The organism is Chryseobacterium sp. MYb7, assembly GCF_002979455.1.
Lineage (GTDB): Bacteria > Bacteroidota > Bacteroidia > Flavobacteriales > Weeksellaceae > Chryseobacterium.
The window spans coordinates 59077-78677 of the sequence record NZ_PCOU01000004.1; the positions used below are offsets into that span (position 1 = coordinate 59077).

Annotated in this window: 19 protein-coding genes; 8 read left to right on the forward strand and 11 right to left on the reverse strand. The window is 34.5% G+C overall.

Translation table 11 applies throughout. The features are described 5' to 3' along the window. Nucleotides 1–17: 17 nt before the first annotated feature. The 5 genes from CQ046_RS04860 to tilS form a co-directional block, all read right to left on the reverse strand. A complete protein-coding gene (locus CQ046_RS04860) occupies nt 18–542 on the reverse strand; it encodes a biopolymer transporter ExbD (protein WP_105701185.1) in 525 nt (174 codons plus the stop codon). 275 nt (nt 543–817) lie between these two features. Beyond that, nucleotides 818–2887, reverse strand: a complete 2070-nt coding sequence (locus CQ046_RS04865) for a protein-disulfide reductase DsbD family protein (protein ID WP_105701316.1) — start codon at nt 2885–2887, stop codon at nt 818–820. Between the two features lie 332 nt (nt 2888–3219). Further along, the gene (locus CQ046_RS04875; protein WP_105701186.1) at nt 3220–4179 is read right to left on the reverse strand and encodes a redoxin domain-containing protein; all 960 of its coding nucleotides are present in this window, start codon (nt 4177–4179) and stop codon (nt 3220–3222) included. Between the two features lie 80 nt (nt 4180–4259). Further along, entirely contained in the window at nt 4260–4757 is a 498-nt protein-coding gene (locus CQ046_RS04880) for an RNA polymerase sigma factor (protein ID WP_228406879.1), read from the reverse strand. A 3-nt stretch (nt 4758–4760) separates the two neighbouring features. After that, complete coding sequence (gene tilS / locus CQ046_RS04885) at nt 4761–6113, reverse strand: tRNA lysidine(34) synthetase TilS (protein ID WP_105701188.1); 1353 nt, start codon at nt 6111–6113, stop codon at nt 4761–4763. A gap of 87 nt (nt 6114–6200) precedes the next feature. Here tilS and CQ046_RS04890 point away from each other — a divergent pair, with 87 nt between their 5' ends. Then, nucleotides 6201–7034: an OmpA family protein gene (locus tag CQ046_RS04890; RefSeq protein ID WP_105701189.1), complete on the forward strand. Its 834-nt coding sequence runs from the start codon at nt 6201–6203 to the stop codon at nt 7032–7034. 52 nt (nt 7035–7086) lie between these two features. Here the strand turns inward: CQ046_RS04890 and CQ046_RS04895 are convergent, their stop codons facing one another. From CQ046_RS04895 to CQ046_RS04905, 3 genes are read right to left on the reverse strand one after another with little or no spacing between them, the layout of a single operon-like run. Continuing rightward, nucleotides 7087–8091: an HTTM domain-containing protein gene (locus tag CQ046_RS04895; protein ID WP_228406880.1), complete on the reverse strand. Its 1005-nt coding sequence runs from the start codon at nt 8089–8091 to the stop codon at nt 7087–7089. Next, nucleotides 8057–8626, reverse strand: coding sequence for a hypothetical protein (locus CQ046_RS04900; protein ID WP_105701190.1), 570 nt, complete (start codon nt 8624–8626; stop codon nt 8057–8059). The genes CQ046_RS04895 and CQ046_RS04900 overlap by 35 nt, the downstream gene beginning before the upstream one ends. 52 nt (nt 8627–8678) lie before the next feature. Then, nucleotides 8679–9272 (reverse strand): hypothetical protein, encoded by a 594-nt coding sequence (locus CQ046_RS04905; RefSeq protein WP_105701191.1) that lies wholly within the window; start codon nt 9270–9272, stop codon nt 8679–8681. A 774-nt stretch (nt 9273–10046) separates the two neighbouring features. Between CQ046_RS04905 and CQ046_RS24030 the strand changes: the two genes are divergently transcribed. The 5 genes from CQ046_RS24030 (at nt 10047) to CQ046_RS04925 (ending at nt 13548) form a co-directional block, all read left to right on the forward strand. Continuing rightward, a complete protein-coding gene (locus CQ046_RS24030; RefSeq protein WP_410493401.1) occupies nt 10047–10202 on the forward strand; it encodes a CCPGW family putative bacteriocin in 156 nt (51 codons plus the stop codon). Nucleotides 10203–10321: 119 nt separating this feature from the next. Beyond that, the gene (locus CQ046_RS04910; RefSeq protein ID WP_105701192.1) at nt 10322–10969 is read left to right on the forward strand and encodes an O-methyltransferase; all 648 of its coding nucleotides are present in this window, start codon (nt 10322–10324) and stop codon (nt 10967–10969) included. 85 nt (nt 10970–11054) lie between these two features. Further along, a complete protein-coding gene (locus CQ046_RS04915; protein WP_105701193.1) occupies nt 11055–11771 on the forward strand; it encodes a C40 family peptidase in 717 nt (238 codons plus the stop codon). Between the two features lie 22 nt (nt 11772–11793). Then, entirely contained in the window at nt 11794–12261 is a 468-nt protein-coding gene (locus CQ046_RS04920; protein ID WP_105701194.1) for a DUF1648 domain-containing protein, read from the forward strand. Between the two features lie 48 nt (nt 12262–12309). Continuing rightward, complete coding sequence (locus CQ046_RS04925) at nt 12310–13548, forward strand: 3-deoxy-D-manno-octulosonic acid transferase (protein WP_105701195.1); 1239 nt, start codon at nt 12310–12312, stop codon at nt 13546–13548. Here the strand turns inward: CQ046_RS04925 and CQ046_RS04930 are convergent. Genes CQ046_RS04930 through CQ046_RS04940 form a run of 3 tightly spaced genes read right to left on the reverse strand, consistent with a single transcriptional unit; the run spans nt 13540 to nt 15975 of the window. Then, a complete protein-coding gene (locus tag CQ046_RS04930) occupies nt 13540–14166 on the reverse strand; it encodes a deoxyuridine 5'-triphosphate nucleotidohydrolase (protein WP_105701196.1) in 627 nt (208 codons plus the stop codon). The genes CQ046_RS04925 and CQ046_RS04930 overlap by 9 nt on opposite strands. Next, entirely contained in the window at nt 14166–14921 is a 756-nt protein-coding gene (locus CQ046_RS04935) for a glycosyltransferase family 2 protein (protein ID WP_105701197.1), read from the reverse strand. The genes CQ046_RS04930 and CQ046_RS04935 overlap by 1 nt, the downstream gene beginning before the upstream one ends. 22 nt (nt 14922–14943) lie before the next feature. Then, the gene (locus tag CQ046_RS04940) at nt 14944–15975 is read right to left on the reverse strand and encodes an acyltransferase family protein (protein ID WP_165790466.1); all 1032 of its coding nucleotides are present in this window, start codon (nt 15973–15975) and stop codon (nt 14944–14946) included. 145 nt (nt 15976–16120) lie between these two features. Between CQ046_RS04940 and CQ046_RS04945 the strand changes: the two genes are divergently transcribed. Next, nucleotides 16121–16594 (forward strand): lipocalin family protein, encoded by a 474-nt coding sequence (locus CQ046_RS04945; RefSeq protein ID WP_105701199.1) that lies wholly within the window; start codon nt 16121–16123, stop codon nt 16592–16594. A gap of 171 nt (nt 16595–16765) precedes the next feature. Further along, nucleotides 16766–19579, forward strand: a complete 2814-nt coding sequence (gene leuS, locus CQ046_RS04950) for a leucine--tRNA ligase (protein ID WP_105701200.1) — start codon at nt 16766–16768, stop codon at nt 19577–19579. Nucleotides 19580–19601: the final 22 nt, after the last annotated feature.

The window sequence follows — 19601 nt, forward strand, 5'->3', positions numbered from 1 at the left end:
AAAACGCTCTTCGTCTTTTATTGATTTAATTCCTTGTAAATCTTTGTTTCCCAAGGTTTGATATCAGTTACGCCATATCTTTCCTTTTTAGAGATAGCAAGATTATCCAGCATGTCTACAAAATTCTTGTAATTGGCATCGTCCGTTGGTTTTACAATTACGGTGAATTTTTCCTGAGCCGGAGCTTTTTGATAAGCTTCCGCAATGATCTTTGAAATTTTTATTCCACTGAAATCTGTTTCTTTAAGATTGGTGGTATTTAAATCTGTGGCATTGCTCTGATGATAAAATACACGGTTGTCTTTTCCTAAAATAAAAGTAATCTGATTTTGATCTCCGATTACAGTAATATCTGTTGGATGAGGATTAGGATCTTTTGCCGGGAGTCCCAGATCCATTACATTAGGTTTTGTAAAATTAGTGGTAAACATAAAGAATGTGATGAGTAAGAATCCTAGATCTACCATTGGAGTCATGTCTACTCTGATCATTTTTTTCTTTTGTTTGCCTCCTTGTTTCTCTTGTGCGATTACTTCTGCCATGATTAAAAATTTTTAAATGTTAAACGGTATTTGTTGAAAAAATCTTACAAAACACATGCCTTGTTTGTTGAATAATCAATAGATTCATGAATCTATTGATGGTTTTTGTAAATAATTTTAAAAATTCTACTATTTCTTAATCTCTCTTTTAAAGATTAATCATCATGATGCTTTGGTTTACTGATTTTTGAATTTTCAGAATAGTTTTTGTCAAAAGGTTTAAACAAAAAAACTCACACGATAAAGTGTGAGTTTTTAAACGATATATAAATGATTTATTTATTCTTTTTATAGAAATTAACGCCACATTCCAGGAATTTTTTGAAATCCTCTTTTGGCATATATCCTGAAACAGGAGTGTTGATTACTTTTCCGTCCGGAGTGATTAATACATAGTGAGGCTGAGAGTTATTATTAAAGTTAACCTGTTGGAATAAACTCCATCTGTCACCAATTGTTTTTACCTTTTTAATCTGTCCTTCCCCAAGGTCAATTTTAGTTTTTTGATCCTCAGGAAGCTCTTCTTTGTCATCTACGTATAGAGAAGCTAATACGACATCATTCTGTAATATTGGTAAGATGTCTGGTTCGCTCCATACAAATTCCTCCATTTTTCTACAGTTTTCACATCCGTATCCAGTGAAGTCAATCAGAATTGGTTTATCTTCTTTTTTAGCCAGTTCTATTGCTTTGAAGAAGTCGTGTTCCGGATGCATGCCTAGAATTCCGTCTTTTTCATCATGGAAATAGCTTACGTTTAATGGAGGCAAAATCCCACTTAATAATTGAAGTTTCGGACGATCAGAAGGGATTAAACCTTGAACCAGGTAGATCACAAAACCGATTCCCAATACGCCCAATATTTTTCTTGTGATAGAAATTTTAGGTTTTTTATCATCATGCGGGAATCTGATTAATCCTAACAGATATATTGCTAATCCTAATGCAATGATGATCCAGATTGCAATAAAAAGTTCTCTTTTTAAGAAGAATGTTTTAGATACAAGATCTGCTTTAGATAAGAATTTCAATGCTAACGCCAATTCTACGAAACCTAAAACCACTTTTACCGTATTCATCCATCCTCCGGATTTCGGAAGACTTTGTAATGCCTGCGGGAATAATGCCAGCAATCCAAAAATAATAGCCCACGCCAGCCCGAATCCAGCCAAAGCAAAGGTTAATAACATAGGAACGTTTGTAGAGCCTGTTACTGCACTTCCCAATAAACTTCCTAAAATAGGTCCCGTGCAAGAGAAAGAAACAATCACCAATGTCAATGCCATGAAGAAAATACCGATAATTCCTCCCGCTTCTTCAGCTTTCGAAGATTTGTTAGCAATTGAACTTGGTAACGTGATATCATAATACCCGAAGAAACTTCCGGCAAAGAAGATGAATATGATAAAGAAGGCTATATTCAGCCATACGCTGGTAGAAATCTCGTTGAAGATATTTCCGGCAATTCCATCAATAATGTGGAAAGGAACACTTAATAAAACGAAGATCAGAAGAATGAAAAATCCATAAATAAGAGCATCTCTTTTTCCTTTTGCTTTGTTCTTGCTTCCTTTGGTAAAGAATGAAACCGTCAGTGGAATCATCGGGAAAACGCAAGGTGTAAGCAAAGCGATTAAGCCTCCGATAAATCCTAAGAATAAATACGTCCAATAATTTTCATCCACTTTCGTAGATGCTGTACCACAATCTGTCAATGGCTTTTTGAAATCAATTGTTGCAATTTTTAGCTGCTTAGGATCCAGTTTTGAAGTTTCTGTGATCGTAGCTTCTGTTTTTGTAGGATTTTCAGTAATCGTTTTTGTTGTTTTTACAGAATCTTTTGCAGGACCTGCTGATTCCTCAGTAGCAACCTCTTCGGTAGCCCCTTTTGGCGTAACTTTTTGGTTGAATTCTAAGGTATTGGGAGCTAGACAAACTCTGTCGTCACACGTCTGATAGGTAATCTCAGAAGTGACATCTGCAGGTTTTGTAGGATCTTTTAATTTAAATTTTTGCTTAAATCCAGCTGAATTGGAGTAGAAAACAATTGTTCCTCCAAATGCTTCAGAAAATTCTTCATGTTTTTTACCTACTTCAGTAAATTTTCCAATCAATTCAATATTCTTTCCTGTTACTTTATACTCAGTAGGAATTCCGGTATCTTCCGGTAAATCTTTTGAGTAAATGTGCCATCCACTTTCCATCGTAGCATTCAATACAGCTTCGTATTGATTATTTCCAAGATCGTTGATGGTAAATTTAAATTTTACAGGATTTTTTATCTGTGCATTAATTCCTGTCGCTAAAAATAGTAGAATTAATAAAAACCAATTTCTAAATTTCATTGTTCCTTTCATTAAAAATTTTGAGACTCCACTTTGTCTTCTCATTCTTTGTATATCTTCCATTCTGTCTGAAAAAGAGTGATCCCGAGTACGGAATCATTACTGTCAGTCAGTATCCAGATTTTTGCCTCGCTAAAATAGATAATTTTTCGTCCCTAAAAAACTTAGAAACTTTCTTTTTTTAAGCCTGATGTTTAAAATATTTCGTCTATTGCCTTGATTGCAATAAAACTGTTACTTATTTAACCATTCAAAATGATTATTGATTTTGTGAATTCGGTTGATTTGGTATTATGATAAGCATTCTTCCAAGGCAAAAAACTTTAAGAAAATCAATTCAGATTTTTTACAATATCTTCTACAGATGCTCTCTTTTTATAGTCTGTATCAAAATGTCTCCATGTAATTTCTTTATCCTCGTTAAGGATGAAGGTTGCCGATACAGGAAGTCTTCCGGAATTATCCGATCTGCTGTTGGTAAAATCCTCCTTTAATTTTGAGTTGTAAAAATTAAGAGTTTCACTGTCGGGAGTATAAAGAACATCAAATGCTTCTGCAATTTTATATCCTTCATCATATAAAACCGTATAATCTGTCTTTGTTTTGCTAATCGTCTTTTCTATAAATTCCGGTTTTTCAGGAGAGATGATCACAAGTCTTGCATTTTTTGATTTCAATTCCGGAGACAGATTTTGTAATGTTTCCACATATTTGTTACAATAAGGGCACCATTGTCCGCGTATAAAAACGATGACCAGTTTTTTGCTTTCTTTTGATAAAGAAAATGTATTTCCCAGGTGATCTTTCGCATTGAAATCATCAATTTTATCTCCTACCATTTTTCCTTTTACCTGATTTAACATTTTTCCGGATTGAGGCTTCTTTTTTTCCAGAACAGAGGCTCCTACTCCTAAAAACTGTTCAGGATTATAATATCCGAAGTCATATTGAACCAGTTTTCCTTTTGAATCCAGAAATAAAAAAGAAGGATAGTTTACCACTTTAAATTCTTTCGCCAGGTTGATTCCTTCTTTTTCTGCATCTATAGCAAGATTTACAAAATTTTTGTTGAACATCTCACCAATTTTAGGATCAGTAAAGGTTTTTTTTGCCATGAGCTTACAAGGTCCGCACCAGGTGGTGAAAAGATCAATGAAGATCAGTTTATTCTCTTTTGCTGCAATTTTTTTCGCAGCCTCTAAATCAATTTTTTGAAAATTGATGCCTGTGCTTTGTGCATTAAATGAAACTCCTACTAATATAAGAAGACTCAATACGATTTTTTTGAACATATATTTCTTTTCTTATTAGGTTCCCTGAAAAAGAAAAAAATCACCCATAAATTATATGGTTTCGAGTAATTGTTTGATTTTCAGGTTAAAAAAATGCTTTTGTTTTTAATCTTTTTGATCTGCTCTACACATTTGTACTTTTGATTCTGAGCATTATGTTTGGTGGAGTACTGATATTTATTCTGGATTTCCTCCATACTTTTATTTTCAATAAAAATATCATGGATCAGATTTTGACAATGTGAAGAGATAGATTTCATGTAACCCATCAGCTTTTCCCAATAATATTTTTCATTTTCTATAGCAGCACTTATTTCCTGCTGATTTTCCATGAAATAGCTTTCGGGAGACTCTACATAAAAATTTCTGTTTTTTAATTTTTTTAACCACAAATTTTTAACGATTCCAATGATATAATTTCCCAGACAGGTTTGAACCTTGAATTCATCAGCATTCAGTTTTTCATAAAGAATCAGCAGTGCATCCTGAAAAATATCTTCCGCATCTTCCAGATTCCCTTTATTATTAAGAACGAATTTTTTGGTATAACCGAAATACTGTTGGTATAAAATCATCAACCGCTAACGAATTAGTTGTTCTTCTGTCCACTTTACAGTTATCTTTTTTTGAGTAGTTCTGTCTGCCTGATATCTGCGATCCTGTCTAAAAGGGATGATTCCCAAAATATGATTTCCGGAGTCACATAGTAACCAGATTTTTTCCCTGGCCAAAGCAGATAATTTTTCGTCCCTAAAAAATTTAGAAACTTTCTTTTTCCCTGAAAACTCTGTTGGATAGAATTCGTCCCCATCCTGTTGTCTTCTCAAAAGGAGAGGGAATTGAAGCTTTTCAGCATCGAAATCCCATTCAAATCTTTTGTTGATTCCATCAATGTTTTCAATACTATCTACGAGATTGATGCTGATCTGGTTTTGTGAAAAATCATAATGTTCAATCAGTAATACTTCTTCTTGAGCTTTCTTTTTGTCATTTTTATCAATAAAAATTAATTCATCACGATTGACAATCAACTGATATTCTTTTGATAAAAAAGAACTGTTGTTTTCTGCTTTAAAAATTTTGGGTATTTCTTCCTCCTGATTGAATCCGTATTTTTTTAAGATTTCAAATTTTACGAAATCGCTTTCCTGATCCAGCTTTTCCTTTGATAAAATTTTATAGTCTTTGTTAAATATTGTAAGATGATTTTCTATTTTCTGGATCTGTTTCTGAACAAAATCTTTGGTTTGATTCATCAGCAAAGAACTCTTTCTGAAGTTTTCCAGAAAGTGATCATTGGTTTCCATCAGGATGGGAACAATCTCATTTCTAATCTTATTTCTCAGATAATCATTCTTTTTATTAGAAAGATCTTCACGAAATTCAATGTTATTCTGTTTGGCCAACTGATAAATTTCTTTTTTTGAAAAATTTAAAAGAGGACGCAGAATATTATTGTCATTAGATGGAATTCCGCTCAGGCCATTGATACCTGCCGCTTTGGAAAGATTGATGATAAAAGTCTCCAGCTGATCATTCAGATGATGTGCTGTAACAAGGAATTCAAGTTTTTCTTTTTCCTGAATTTTTTTAAAAAAGGCATAGCGAAGTTCTCTTGCCCAGAGCTGAATAGAGTTTTCTGGTTTCTGATCTTTTTCCGAAACTTCATACAGATGAAATTTTATATGATTTTTCTCACAAAAATCCTGTACTGTTTTCTGATCCAGCTCCGAATCATTTCCGCGAAGTTTATAATTGATATGAGCTACCTGAAACCGGAACTTTGAATCCTTAATTTCATGCCCGAAATCCCTGAACAAAGAGGCTAAAACCATAGAGTCAGCACCTCCGCTTACCGCCAGAAGATAGGTGTGATTTTCCGGCTCGTGAACGAGATTTTTTAATTGATTGATAAAGGTTAATTTTTTCAACATATATGTTGAGAATTTCTTTTATGCAAAGATAACCGATATAATTCAATTGAATTTCCCTAACTTTGAGTAGTCTAAAAATGATTATTTATGAAGATTTTAAAAGTTTTAGCAATTTCTGCAATGGCGCTGGGAATGACATCTTGTGTCAGCAAAAAGCAGTATGATGCTTTGAGTTCCAACTATAAGCAGTGTATTGAAAACATTGGAGAAAGACAGAGAGAAATTCAGGATTTGAAATCTCAGAACTCTGCATTGACAGGTGAAAACAACTTGCTGAAAAGTCAGCATGATGCTTTAAAATCATCCCTTGATGCATGTCTTTCCAATACAGGAAAAAGTTCTGCTAACATTGATAAACTGGTAGGAGAAATCAATGCTTCTAATTCTTATATCAAGCAATTGATCTCCAGTAATGCTAAGAATGACAGCTTAAACCTTGCATTGTCTAACAAATTGAAGAGATCTTTGGATAATGTTTCTGATGAAGATGTACAGGTAAAAGTATTGAAAGGAGTGGTAATGATCTCTCTTTCTGATAAAATGTTATACAAAACAGGTGACTACAACATTTTGCCTGCAGCTCAGGAGGTGTTAGGTAAAGTAGCGAAAGTAATCAATGATTACGACAAATATTCAGTATTAATTGAAGGTAACACCGATAATGCTCCTTTGAATTCTCCAAATCTTCCAAGAGATAACTGGGATCTTTCTGCATTAAGAGGTACTTCTGTTGCTAAAGTTCTTCAGACTCAGTTTGGAGTAGATCCGGCAAGAATTACAGCTGGTGGACGTTCTGAATACAACCCTAAAGCGACTAACATGAGCGTTTCAGGTAGAGGAGAAAACAGAAGAACAGAAATCATCATTATGCCTAAACTGGATGAGTTTATGAAACTGATGGATATTACTCCTAAGAAGTAATCACTAAAACATATATTATAATAAATCCCGAAGCAATTCGGGATTTGTTTTTTTATGAACTGATCTGTTTCGGAATATAGTGAGTTGATAGTTTTTTCTTTGATGAGGTGACAGCCTTTTTAACGGGCTGTTCAAAATAAAAATTAGTGATATTCCATACAATCATAATGGCTGAAAAGTAGTATAAATTGAGGATGAGTGCAATTCCTATGTGCATAGAAATCGTTAGAAAAAGCCATGTTTTTTGTGTCGGTTTATACCAGATAATAATCGGATAGCACATTTCGATGAGAATTGTACTCCATCCGATGAGGCTTAAAATGTAAGAGTGTTCTATCAGCCAGCTGAAATCAATATTCAAATCTCTGTTAGAGTAGGGCAGATGAATGGCTTTCCAGATAGATTCTCCGTTCCACCAATTAAATCCTAATGCTTTATCCAATCCGGAAAAGAAATAAGCAATAGAAATATGAATCTGAAATAATCTTTTCACCGGAGTAATATTTATAGAGACGGGTTTTCTGTTGAAAATAAAATTTCTCAGTGAAAAATGCTGATCTGTTGGAAAAAGAATCAGATAGAATAAAGACATGCTTGTGAAAAAATCTGCACCATAAGCAAAGAAAGAACTTCCCTTAAGCAATGCAATCTGCAGGATAAGCAGCAACAATGCAGAAATTCTGGAATAAAATCCGGTAATAATAAATACACACAGTACAATAAATGATACTTTGGTAATCATAATTGTTGTAGTTTCTTCAATTCCAAAAGTTTGTAAAAAGCTTACTATTTTTGAGAACGTTATCAGCCAGTCTGGAGTGAAAACACTCATAATATCCTGTGGGATGATACTGTTGCTTGAAAATAATTTGTCAAAATCTGGCAATACTGCAGTAAACTGTAAGAGGATAACGATTCCTATGGCAACCCGGAAGAAGCTTAAGAATTCCGTTTGGTTATCCTGTTTGAAAAAGAAGTTTTCAATTTTGGTGTAGAATGTATTCAGCTTTTTCATGGCTTTATTATTTAAATTCATCAATGAGAATAAGGTTTTCATTCGTTTTTCCCTTTTTGAAATTGGCAATCGTAGGATAGTCATATAGATAAAGTTTGGTGGTGACACTGGCTGCTTTCGGATTCTCCTTCATGACATGTGCTGCAATCTGTCTGATAATAATATCCAGATATTGATAGTACTTTTTGTCGTATTTATTCTTGTCAGAAAGTTTATCAAGGAACATATTAAAGACTGTGGTATATCTTACTCTGCTTTCTTTATTTTTAAAGTATGGCAGATTTTTTTGTTCCAGAATTTTCCCATTTTGATCTTTTAATTCAAAGTTCATAACAAAGTCGCTGGCAACATTCGGTGCGTAGAAACCATATCCTGTATCAAAACCCGTGTAAGAAGTAAATATGTTGACAGGTTTTGACTCTGCAATATTCTCTGAAATCTTATAAAGCAGTGGCTTTTTATAGTCTTTGTTTTCATAATAAAAACCATAATAACCATCAAATGTTCCTTTCAGACCAATGGTGAAAACCACCAGCAGGATCATGAAAATTCCGGATAACTGAAGCTTTCTTTTCATGGCAAAAGATTTAAGAAAAGGCTGTCTTCGGACTAAAAACAGCCTTTTGTGGTTATTTATAATTCATCAATACACTGTTCAGTTTTACATTGATTCTTGGATCAATAGCTGTATTGACTTTGTAAGATTTTATGATCACATTGGTAAGATTTTTTCTTCCCATGGTTGGCGGACAGATGGTGTACTCTTCAGCGCCTCTTATCGTTAATTTACTTAAAGAGGCAATGTCCTTCTGGCTTAATAATGCTGCATTTGTAGCAACCTGGTTGTTTTGAATAGCATAATAATTGGCACCCAGTTCTTTAGCTCCGTATTTTTTCAGAATCCCTTCCACTTTTGCTCTCAGATCACCATATTTTGTCCAGTCGATGTTGGCTTTCATAAGACATCCGCGGATCACATACTGTCTGTTGATTTTGTAAATAATAAAATTGGTCCCCAAACTGTTCTGGTGAAGTTTCTGCAGGCTTAATAAACTCTTCATGTCTTCATCAGAAATTTTTTTTACATCTTTCAGAATGTAATTGTTGTCTACAATGTAATTGCCTTTTTCTTTATAAAAAGACATCTCCTGAGGCTTTAGTTGGGAAAAAATCATAACAAGTCCCACTATAGCTCCAATTAATAATAAAGTCTTTGTTTTCATGTGGATGTTTTTAAAATATCCCTACTCTGTTTAGGATTTTCGGGTTCCTCCTTGATTTGAATGTTTCATGGTTGAAAAACTTATATCAAAGGTAGGAGCACAAGAATGGATATACATAAGTGTTTTTCCTGTTTTTTTTGAGGATTTTGACTTTTGGAAATGAGGTTGAAGTAAAGATTTCCCGGATAGAATGCCTGTTCATAGTAATTTTAAGCGATGGTGAATTGCTTAAATCATGAATTTAGATAAAGGCTTGTAGAATGAATGTTTTAAATTGATAATTCAGGAATGGAATGTAGTGATTGGGTTTAAAGCAAAAATAAATCCCGAAGGTGGCCGGGATTTATTTTTTAATCAAATTAATTCTTCCTTTTTCAGGAGCGAAATAATTCGTTGCAAAAATGAAGTGGATATTTCTTTCTTAGTTTTTGCTGCAGAAGCATCAGCTCTACCTCTCGGTATGACTGTCTTGCGATTCTCATGGTTAGTTTGTGTCTCTCCTGCAATCATCTTGTTTCTCTTAGTGTTTTTACCCCTTATTCTTATTGCAAACTTATCATTAATACCATTACAATACCACCCGTATTTTCACGGTATTTTATATGGGGTTTTCACTGTATGTTTTGACTTTTCTATTTTTTAAATAAGATATTTAGTCATAATTCTTTGATTAATAAAAGAATATGTATATTTAAATCTCTGTAAAAGGAAATAAATAAAAAGAGATATCCGAAAATCTAAAGAGTAGGAAATTAATACTAAACTAAAATTATTATGAAAAATTTAAAAAAACTTTCAAGAGAAGCAATGAAAACTGTACAAGGTGCTATTAATGGGTGTAATCCACAGATATTTTGTACTAGCCCACAAACAAAATGTTGCCCAGGATGGGTTTGTGCTGGTATAAGACAATATTGTATAGCCGTATAATAATTTTTTAGAGCCAATACACACATATGGAAGAGAGATTAATTTCTCTCTTTTTTGTATCTTCTTTTGAATTTAAAAAGTAGCTTTAAAATCCTTAAATTTGCTTAAATTAAAATGGTATGAGTTTTTTTGAAGAAAAGAATCCTGAAATGGACAGATATTTGGAAGCACACGCTTCTTCGGAATCCGAAATTCTGAAAAAACTGAGAAGAGAGACTTACCAGAAGACGACACAGCCTCATATGATTTCCGGTTATCAGCAGGGAAGACTATTAACAATTATTTCCCAAATGCTGCAGCCGAAAAGTATTCTTGAAATAGGAACATTTACAGGATATGCTACCTTATGTCTTGCGTCAGGATTAGCAAAAGACGGAAAAATTACGACTCTGGATGTTAATGAAGATCTTGCCTATCTTCCAAAAAAATATTTTGAGTCAAGCGAATATGCCAGTCAGATTGATTTTAAACTTCAGGATGCCAAGGAATATTTAAAAGAAACGGATGAATTTTTTGACCTGATTTTTGTAGATGCCGATAAAGAAAATTACGCCGAATATTTCAGGCTCATCAAACCCCATACAAAATCTGGATCCGTAATTATGTTCGATAATGTTTTGTGGTACGGAAAAGTATTGGAAGAAAACCCAAAGCTGAAATCTACCCAGTCTATACAGGAATTAAATGATTTGGCAGCAAAAGATGACGATTTTGAAAATCTTATTCTACCTTTGCGTGATGGAGTCAACTTTCTGCGAAGAAAGTAATTAAAATATCCAAAGATTATAGCATTTAAAGAGAGTATAGTTCGTATTTTTTCTTTAAATTATTCAATCTTTAAATTGATAGTTAATGAATAAAGGAATTTGTATTGTTACAGTAGCGCCGGTTCGTGCAGAAAATTCTGACAGAGCTGAAATTGTTACGGAAATATTGTTTGGAGAAAGTGCCGATATTTTGGAAGTAGATAAAAACTGGACCAAAATAAAAATGCACTATGATGGTTATGAAGGATGGATGGATACCAAACAGTTGAAACCAATGACAGACGAAGATCTGGCCAAAAGAAAAATGACTATCGTTACTGAAGATTTTTCTTCCGTATTGATGAATGATGGCAAGACCTTACTATCTATGGGTTCAGAAGTAGAGTTCCCGGTAGTCGCTTCCAGAAGAAGCCATGATGTACGAGAAAGTATCGCTCTAACGGCAAAAGAGTTCCTTAATGTGCCTTATCTGTGGGGTGGTAAAAGTTTTTTTGCCGTAGACTGCTCCGGATTTACGCAATTGGTTTATAAAATTCATAATATAAAAATACCCAGAGATGCTTCACAGCAGGCTGAGGTAGGAGAAGCACTCACTTTTGTAGAAGAAACGCAGCCGGGTGACCTTGCTTTCTTTGAAAATGCAGAAGGGAAAATTATCCACGTTGGAATTATGCTGGACAATCAAAAAATCATCCATGCTTCCGGAAAAGTAAGAATAGATACGCTGGATTCCACAGGGATTTTCAATAAAGAAATGAATAAACACACTCATAAACTGAGAGTACTGAAAAGCGTCATTTAATTCTCATTAAATCTCATCTGAAATGGAAAATATTCTTTTTATAATTTTTGATGTTTTTAATTTTGGATGGGTAGCGTTCCTTTGGTGGTTTACCATCAGAAATTATAATACTTTACCCGAAAAAATTCCTGTTCACATGGATCTGGACGGAAACCCGGACAGATTTGGGGGGAGAATTTATGCTTTTTTAATGCCAGTACTGGCAACGGTATTTTATGTTGTATTTACCTATGCTACAAGGCATCCCGAAGGGACAAATTTTCCGGTAGAAATTACAGATCAAAACAAGCATGCCCAATTTTTAATTATGAAGATCTTTATGAGGGTTTTATTCACATTCCTGATGCTGATGTTTATAAATAATCAGGATTATATGATCAGACGTTCCACCGATGAGAATGCAAAACCGAAAATTTCGATTGCTACTACTATTTTAAGTGTTATTGCATTTTTGCCTATACTATTGGTAATTATCAATTTATTTAAATAATACCCTATAAAGTCAATTTGACAGAATTGAAATTAAAGAATAATTAAAATGGCTTTTCTCTACAATATATTTATCAGTCTCCTTACTTTCGGAATGAAAGTTTTCGCATTAATTCATGATAAAACTAAAAAAGGCGTTGAAGGGAGAAGTCAGTCTCTGGATAAAGTGAAATCTGCATTTTCAAAAACAGATAAAGTAATCTGGATGCACGCAGCCAGCCTTGGCGAATATGAGCAGGGCTTACCTGTTCTGGAAATGCTTAAAGAGAAATTTCCTCAATACAAAATACTGGTAACTTTCTTTTCACCCTCTGGTTATGAGAATGTGGTTAAAAAGAAACATATTGCAGATGTGATGTGTTATCTGCCATTCGATAAAAAAAGAACTATAAAGGAATTTATAGATCAGTTTAATACTGAACTATTTTTTACGGTTAAATATGATTATTGGTACAATCTCCTTGCTGAATTGAAAAATAAAGGAACAAAAATCTATGTAATTTCTGCACTTTTTTATGAAAGACAATCTTTCTTTACATCCTATGGAAAATGGTTTGTAAAACAGCTTCAGAAAAATGTAGATTGGTTTTTTCATCAGACTCAGTTTTCATTGGCTTTGGCGAAAAGTGTAGGGTTGATAAAGTCTTCCGTAACGGGAGATACAAGATTCGACAGAGTAAAACAGCTTCGCGAACGGGATAATCACGTAGACTTCATTGCAGAATTCCTTGGAGAGAATAAAGCAATTGTTTTCGGAAGTTCCTGGCAGGCTGAAGAGAAAATAGCAGAAGTGGTTTCCCGCAAAAACAATACGGTGAAATTCATTATAGCACCTCATGATCTGAAAAGAGTAGAGCATTTGAAAAATATATTTCCGGACGCTTTATTATACAGCGAATTACAAAATACCCAATCTTCAACTTTCAATTCTCAAATTCTGATCATAGACAGTATTGGTTTACTATCAAAGCTATATTCTTATGCAGATGCAGCTGTTGTAGGTGGTGGGTTTCATGATGCAGGACTTCACAATATACTGGAAGCTGCAACCTTTGGAGTTCCTGTGATCTTTGGAAATCACTATAAAAAGAATCCGGAAGCTGATGACCTGATCTCTGCTAATGGCGGAAAGTCTTTCCCTGACGAATATACAGCTTCAGAATTTGTTTTATTTCTCATAAATGAAGAGAATAGAGAAGAACTTGAAGAAATGTCTCAAAATGCAGGAAAATTCGTAGATGATAAACCGAATTCTACCAAAATGATTCTTCAGAAGATTTTAGCGTAAATATCCCTGGCTTTTCATTTCCTTCATAATCTGGTCAATGTTTTCAGGAATCCTGTCACATTCCAGCCAGCTAATATCAAGACCATTGTTGGTGCATAGTTTTTGAAGATAATGATTCTCTGAGATTTTCTTTTGAGTATCACGAAGATATTCATCAATTTCCATCCAGTAATCTTCATCCAGTTTTTTTATCAGGATTAATGATTTGAAAACTTTATTGATGATATAAATATAAAGTTTGTAAACATTGTCAAACCTTTGTCTGCTGAGATCGCTATTGTTTTCCAAAACCTTGTTCACGAGAAGAAGATTCAGTGAAACTTCCCCAAATTTATCAGTAGTAATTTTTACGTGCTCTGTAATTTCAGCACTTATTTTTCGAACGACAGTCAGGAAATATTTGGCATTTCCCACATATTTTGAAGCCAGAAGAACCTGTTTCTCCACATGTTCTTCCATGGAATTTCTTTTATCATCCGTGGTTTCCGGATCAATGAGTTCAAAGTAAAGCTTTTTAGACAATAATTTATCCTTTCTCAGGAGTCTGAAAATAAGTTTGTCTTTATCGGAACCGGAAAAAGCACTCAGAGCAGCTTTGAACTCTTTTGAATATTCCATTAATTAAAAATTTTCGAGTATTTCAGGAATCCGTTTAACGCCCAGTTAGCCGTGTAATACAACGATTTTACTGTGGAGAATCCCATGAAATCTTTATAAACAAGATATTGATCTTTGATGATATTTTTTTTGTTTCTGGAGACACTGTTTTCACGCATCCTGTATTTGGCCATTGTCTTTTTTACGGGAATCCCTTCAGGAATTACTTTTAAAAGATTCAGCCACATCACATGATCTTCACGTTTACTTTTTACAGGAAACAAAAACTTTCCTACTCTTTTGGTATCATACATGGTTGAAACCGGTGCAAGACGGCATGTTTTCAGCAGGTTGGAGAATGTAACCACTTTATCTGCCAGAAAATCTTTCAAAATAGGCTGAAGCTGTTCATTGCATCTTGAATAGTTACAATACACCAGTTCAACGTTATGTTCCTGCATATAATCCGTCATAGTTTCCAGATATTCCGGATACCAGTAATCGTCAGAATCCAGAAAAGCAATATATCTTCCCTGTGCTCTTTCCATGCTTTTGTTCCTTGCATTTCCGGCACCGCCGTTTTTTTCCAGTACCTGCAGTTTTATTCTTGGATCATTATATTTTCTAATGATTTCAACAGTATTGTCTTTGGAAAGGTCATCAGTAATCAGCCATTCCCAGTTTTCATAGGTTTGGTTCAGGACAGACTGTACGGTTTCCTCGATAAATTCCGCTGAATTGTAGCAAGGAGTAATAATGGAGACAAGATCTTTCATTTATGTTTTATAAACTGCAAAATTATAAAAATCTTTTTTCATAAAGATGCCAGGAGCTTACACCTACCGCAACAACCACCAGCATACATACCAAAGCCATTACAAATGGATTGTAATCTTCAAACAATCCTAAAGTCTGGAAAGTTCTGATAATAGGAAAATGGAAAATGTAGATTCCATAGGTGAAATCACCATATTTTCCGAAATTATTTAAGAATTTGAATGAATAGGCAATATACATGACGATAACGCCGATCATCATGGGAGAAAAAAGCTGAATATTTAAGAATAAATCAATCCATACGGTGGCAATAGCAATGATGAAAATGATATTTTTATGTTGGATGAATTTATCAAAATTAAAGTAAATAAGCATTCCGGGGATGAAATAAGATAGTGTTCCGGGAAGCTGTTTGGCAAGTGAAATTTTATTCAAAGATTCAAAATAATTGAGATAAATAAGCGACAAGAAGTATAAAATAACCAAACTTATATTCCTGTATTTATTATTCTTTCCGAAAAGCAAAAACAACAAAGGAACCGCAAAATAGTAGCACATTTCTATTTTCAGCGTCCATAAAGCGCCATTCACAGCTTGATTCCCAAAAACTCCGGGAAGCCAGGGTGCTTTAAAATTTAAAAATAATGAATTCCAAAATAGATATTTGTAAACTTGTGTATTGCTGAAATATTCGGTGAAAGAATAGGTACTCACCAAGCTTAATAAAATCGCACATAAAAAAATAACCAATAAGTAAGCGGGAACAATTCTTTTGATTCTCTTTTTTAAATAACTTTTCAGGCTTGAAGATCTGTCATAGCTCCTTGCAATAAGAAATCCGCTCACTGCAAAAAAACCGAAAACGGCAATTTCTATAGGGCTGTGCTCAAAAATCTTGAGATCAGGAGAAGCGCTGAGGGTGCCAAGATGTCCAAGAAAGACAATAAAGGCGAGGAGAACACGTATAAAGTCAAAATTGTTTTTCGTTATATCCTGCATTTGTATTTTGTTTCCTGCAAAAATAACTTTTTTAATAGAATGAATGATGCTCATGTATTCATTATTTGTTAAATAAAGGGAAAATGGGGTCTGAGTATTTAAATATATATATAAATAAAGGTTGATGAAATAATTTTTCATAAAAAATAGTAATATAAATCAAAAAAATTATAATTTTAGCGCTTGAAAAAATTGATCTATGAAGAAATTAGCATTACTATTTGCAGGTTTGTCATTGTTTGCCGCTACAGGATGTAGTGATAGCAATGATGCTGTTTTGGAAGCTCCTCTAGTTGGGACCTGGCAACCATTGAAAGAAGTGGTTACTACTGTTAAGACTGGTGAAGATCCGGTTTCTAACACGATTACTTATACGGACTGCCAGAAACAGACCAGATGGTGGTTCAGCGTTGATTCCAAAGGAGGAAAAACAAACTGGGGAGATACCGCTACACCAGGTCAGTGTGCTATTCTTTCAGATATAAAATTCAACTATACCTATAATAAGGAAGGGAAAGATGTTCAGATGAAAATTCAGGGAGTAGTAGAGCCTCAGAATGCAAAGATTATTACGTTGGATAATACAACACTCAATCTTGCTGTAAGAGAAGAGACTCAGGATCCTAAGATATTTCAGACCAGAACTTATACTTTCAAAAGAGTTCCACAATAATAATATACTTCAGGACATAAAAATAGATCTCATCCCCGGATGGGATTTTTTTGTTGAGCAGAGAATGGCAATTCATTATAAATTAAATTTCTATTTACTTTAAAATCATTAATTTTGTGAATCTTGTCAAAAAGAAAAATAATTCAGTCTAACATATAACAGATATATAAAGTGTTTTACGATCATCAGCAGATAGAAAAAAAGTGGCAGAAATACTGGGAGGAAAATCAAACCTATAAAACCTCTAATAACACAGATAAACCTAAGTTTTATGTACTCGATATGTTTCCGTATCCATCAGGAGCAGGACTTCACGTAGGTCACCCGCTGGGATATATTGCATCAGACATCTATGCGAGATACAAAAGACATCAGGGGTTTAATGTGCTTCACCCGGTAGGATATGACAGCTTTGGATTGCCTGCTGAACAATATGCTATTCAGACTGGGCAGCATCCGGCTGTTACTACAGAACAAAATATCAACAGATACGAGGAGCAGCTGAAAAAAATCGGATTTTCATTCGACTGGAGCAGAGAAGTAAGAACTTCAGACGCTTCTTATTATAAATGGACGCAATGGATTTTCATCCAGTTGTACCACTCCTGGTATAATAAAAATACCGACAAGGCTGAATCTATTGATTCATTAATTCAGCATTTTGAAGAAAAAGGAACAGAAGGATTAAGTGCCAATCAGAATGACGAATTAAACTTTACTGCAGAAGAGTGGAAGAATGCTTCTGATCTTGATAAAGAAGATATTCTTTTAAACTATCGTCTTTCTTACAGAGCAGAAACAACCGTAAACTGGTGTCCTGCATTAGGAACCGTATTGGCAAACGATGAGGTGAAGGATGGAAAATCCGAAAGAGGAGGATTTCCTGTATTCCAAAAGAAAATGATGCAGTGGAGTATGAGAATTTCTGCTTATTCTGAAAGATTATTGCAGGGATTAAATACATTAGACTGGCCACAGCCTTTGAAAGATTCCCAGGAATACTGGATCGGAAAATCTCAGGGAGCACAGGTTCAGTTTAAAGTAGAAGGTCATGACGAAACCGTTGAGGTGTTCACCACAAGACCTGACACTATTTTCGGAGCAACCTTTATGGTATTGGCTCCGGAAAATCCATTAGTGGAAACCATTACTACAGATGCTCAAAAAGTAGAAGTAGATACTTATATTGAAGAAACTTCCAAAAAAACGGAGCGAGACAGAATGTCTGACGTGAAAAACGTGAGTGGAGCTTTCACCGGAAGTTATGCGGTTAATCCGTTCAGCAACGAAAAAATGCCGATCTATATTTCAGATTATGTATTGATGGGATATGGAACAGGAGCTGTGATGGCAGTTCCGGCACATGATGAACGTGACCACAGATTTGCAAAGAAATTTAATCTTGAAATCAAAAAAGTAGTAGAAACTGAAGAAGATGTTCAGGAAAAATCTTTTGATTCTAAAGATTCCGTTTGTGTAAATTCTGATTTCCTAAACGGGTTACATTACAATGAAGCGAAAGCAAAAATGATTTCAGAGATCGAAACGAAAGGAATCGGTCATGGAACTACAAACTACAGACAACGTGATGCTATTTTCTCAAGACAGCGTTATTGGGGAGAACCTGTTCCTATATATTATAAGGATGGAATGCCTTACACGTTGCCAACTTCCGCTTTACCATTGGAACTTCCTGAAGTTGAAAAATATTTACCTACAGAAGACGGAGATCCACCACTAGGAAACGCAAAAGAATTTGCATGGGATGAAGCTAACCAGAAAGTAGTAGCTACAGAACTTATTGATGATAAAATAATTTTCCCGTTAGAATTATCTACAATGCCAGGTTGGGCAGGAAGCTCATGGTACTTCCTTAGATATATGGATCCTAACGATGAAGAAACTTTTGTTAAAAAAGAATTAGCAGATTACTGGGGGCAGGTAGACCTATATATAGGAGGAAGCGAGCACGCAACCGGTCACTTGTTATATTCCCGTTTCTGGAACATGTTCCTGAAAGACAGAGGATACATCAGCCATGATGAACCGTTCCAGAAACTGATCAACCAGGGGATGATTTTAGGAATGAGTGCATTTGTATACAGAATTGACGGTACCAATCAATATGTATCTAAAAATCTAGCTAAAGATTACCAGACTCAACAGATCCACGTAGACATATCCTTATTAAAAGGAACCTCTGATGAATTGGATACTGAAGCCTTCAAAGCATGGAGACCGGATTATGCAGAGGCAGAATTTATTTTGGAAGAGGGAAAATGCATCACAGACCGTGAAGTAGAAAAAATGTCCAAGTCAAAATATAACGTAGTAAATCCTGATGACATCTGTGAAGAGTACGGAGCAGACGGTTTAAGATTATATGAAATGTTCTTAGGACCATTGGAACAATCCAAGCCTTGGAATACGCAAGGACTAAGCGGAGTATATGGTTTCCTTAAAAAATTCTGGAACCTGTATTTCAATGGAGACGTATTTGAAGTTTCAGAGGAAGAACCTACAAAAGCGGAATATAAAGTTTTACATACCTTAATAAAGAAGGTAGTATATGATATTGAAAACTTCTCATTCAATACATCCGTATCATCATTTATGATTGCGGTGAATGAGCTGCAGAAAATAAAATGCAACAAGCGCAATATTTTAGAACCGCTTGCCGTTATCATTTCTCCGTATGCACCTCACATCTGTGAAGAACTATGGAGTTTATTAGGAAACGGAACATCTATCGAGTTTGAAAAATTCCCGGTATTGAATGAAGATTATCTGGTTGAAGACGAAATTGAGTATCCGGTAAGTGTAAATGGCAAAATGAAGTTCAAAATTTCACTTTCAGCTCAATTATCTGCTAAGGAAGTAGAAGATTTGGTGATTTCGAACGAGAAAATGCAACAGATTTTGGAAGGTAAAACCCCTAAAAAAATCATTGTAGTCCCTCACCGTATTGTGAATATCGTAATTTAAAAAAAAATTAACATTGGGAAAT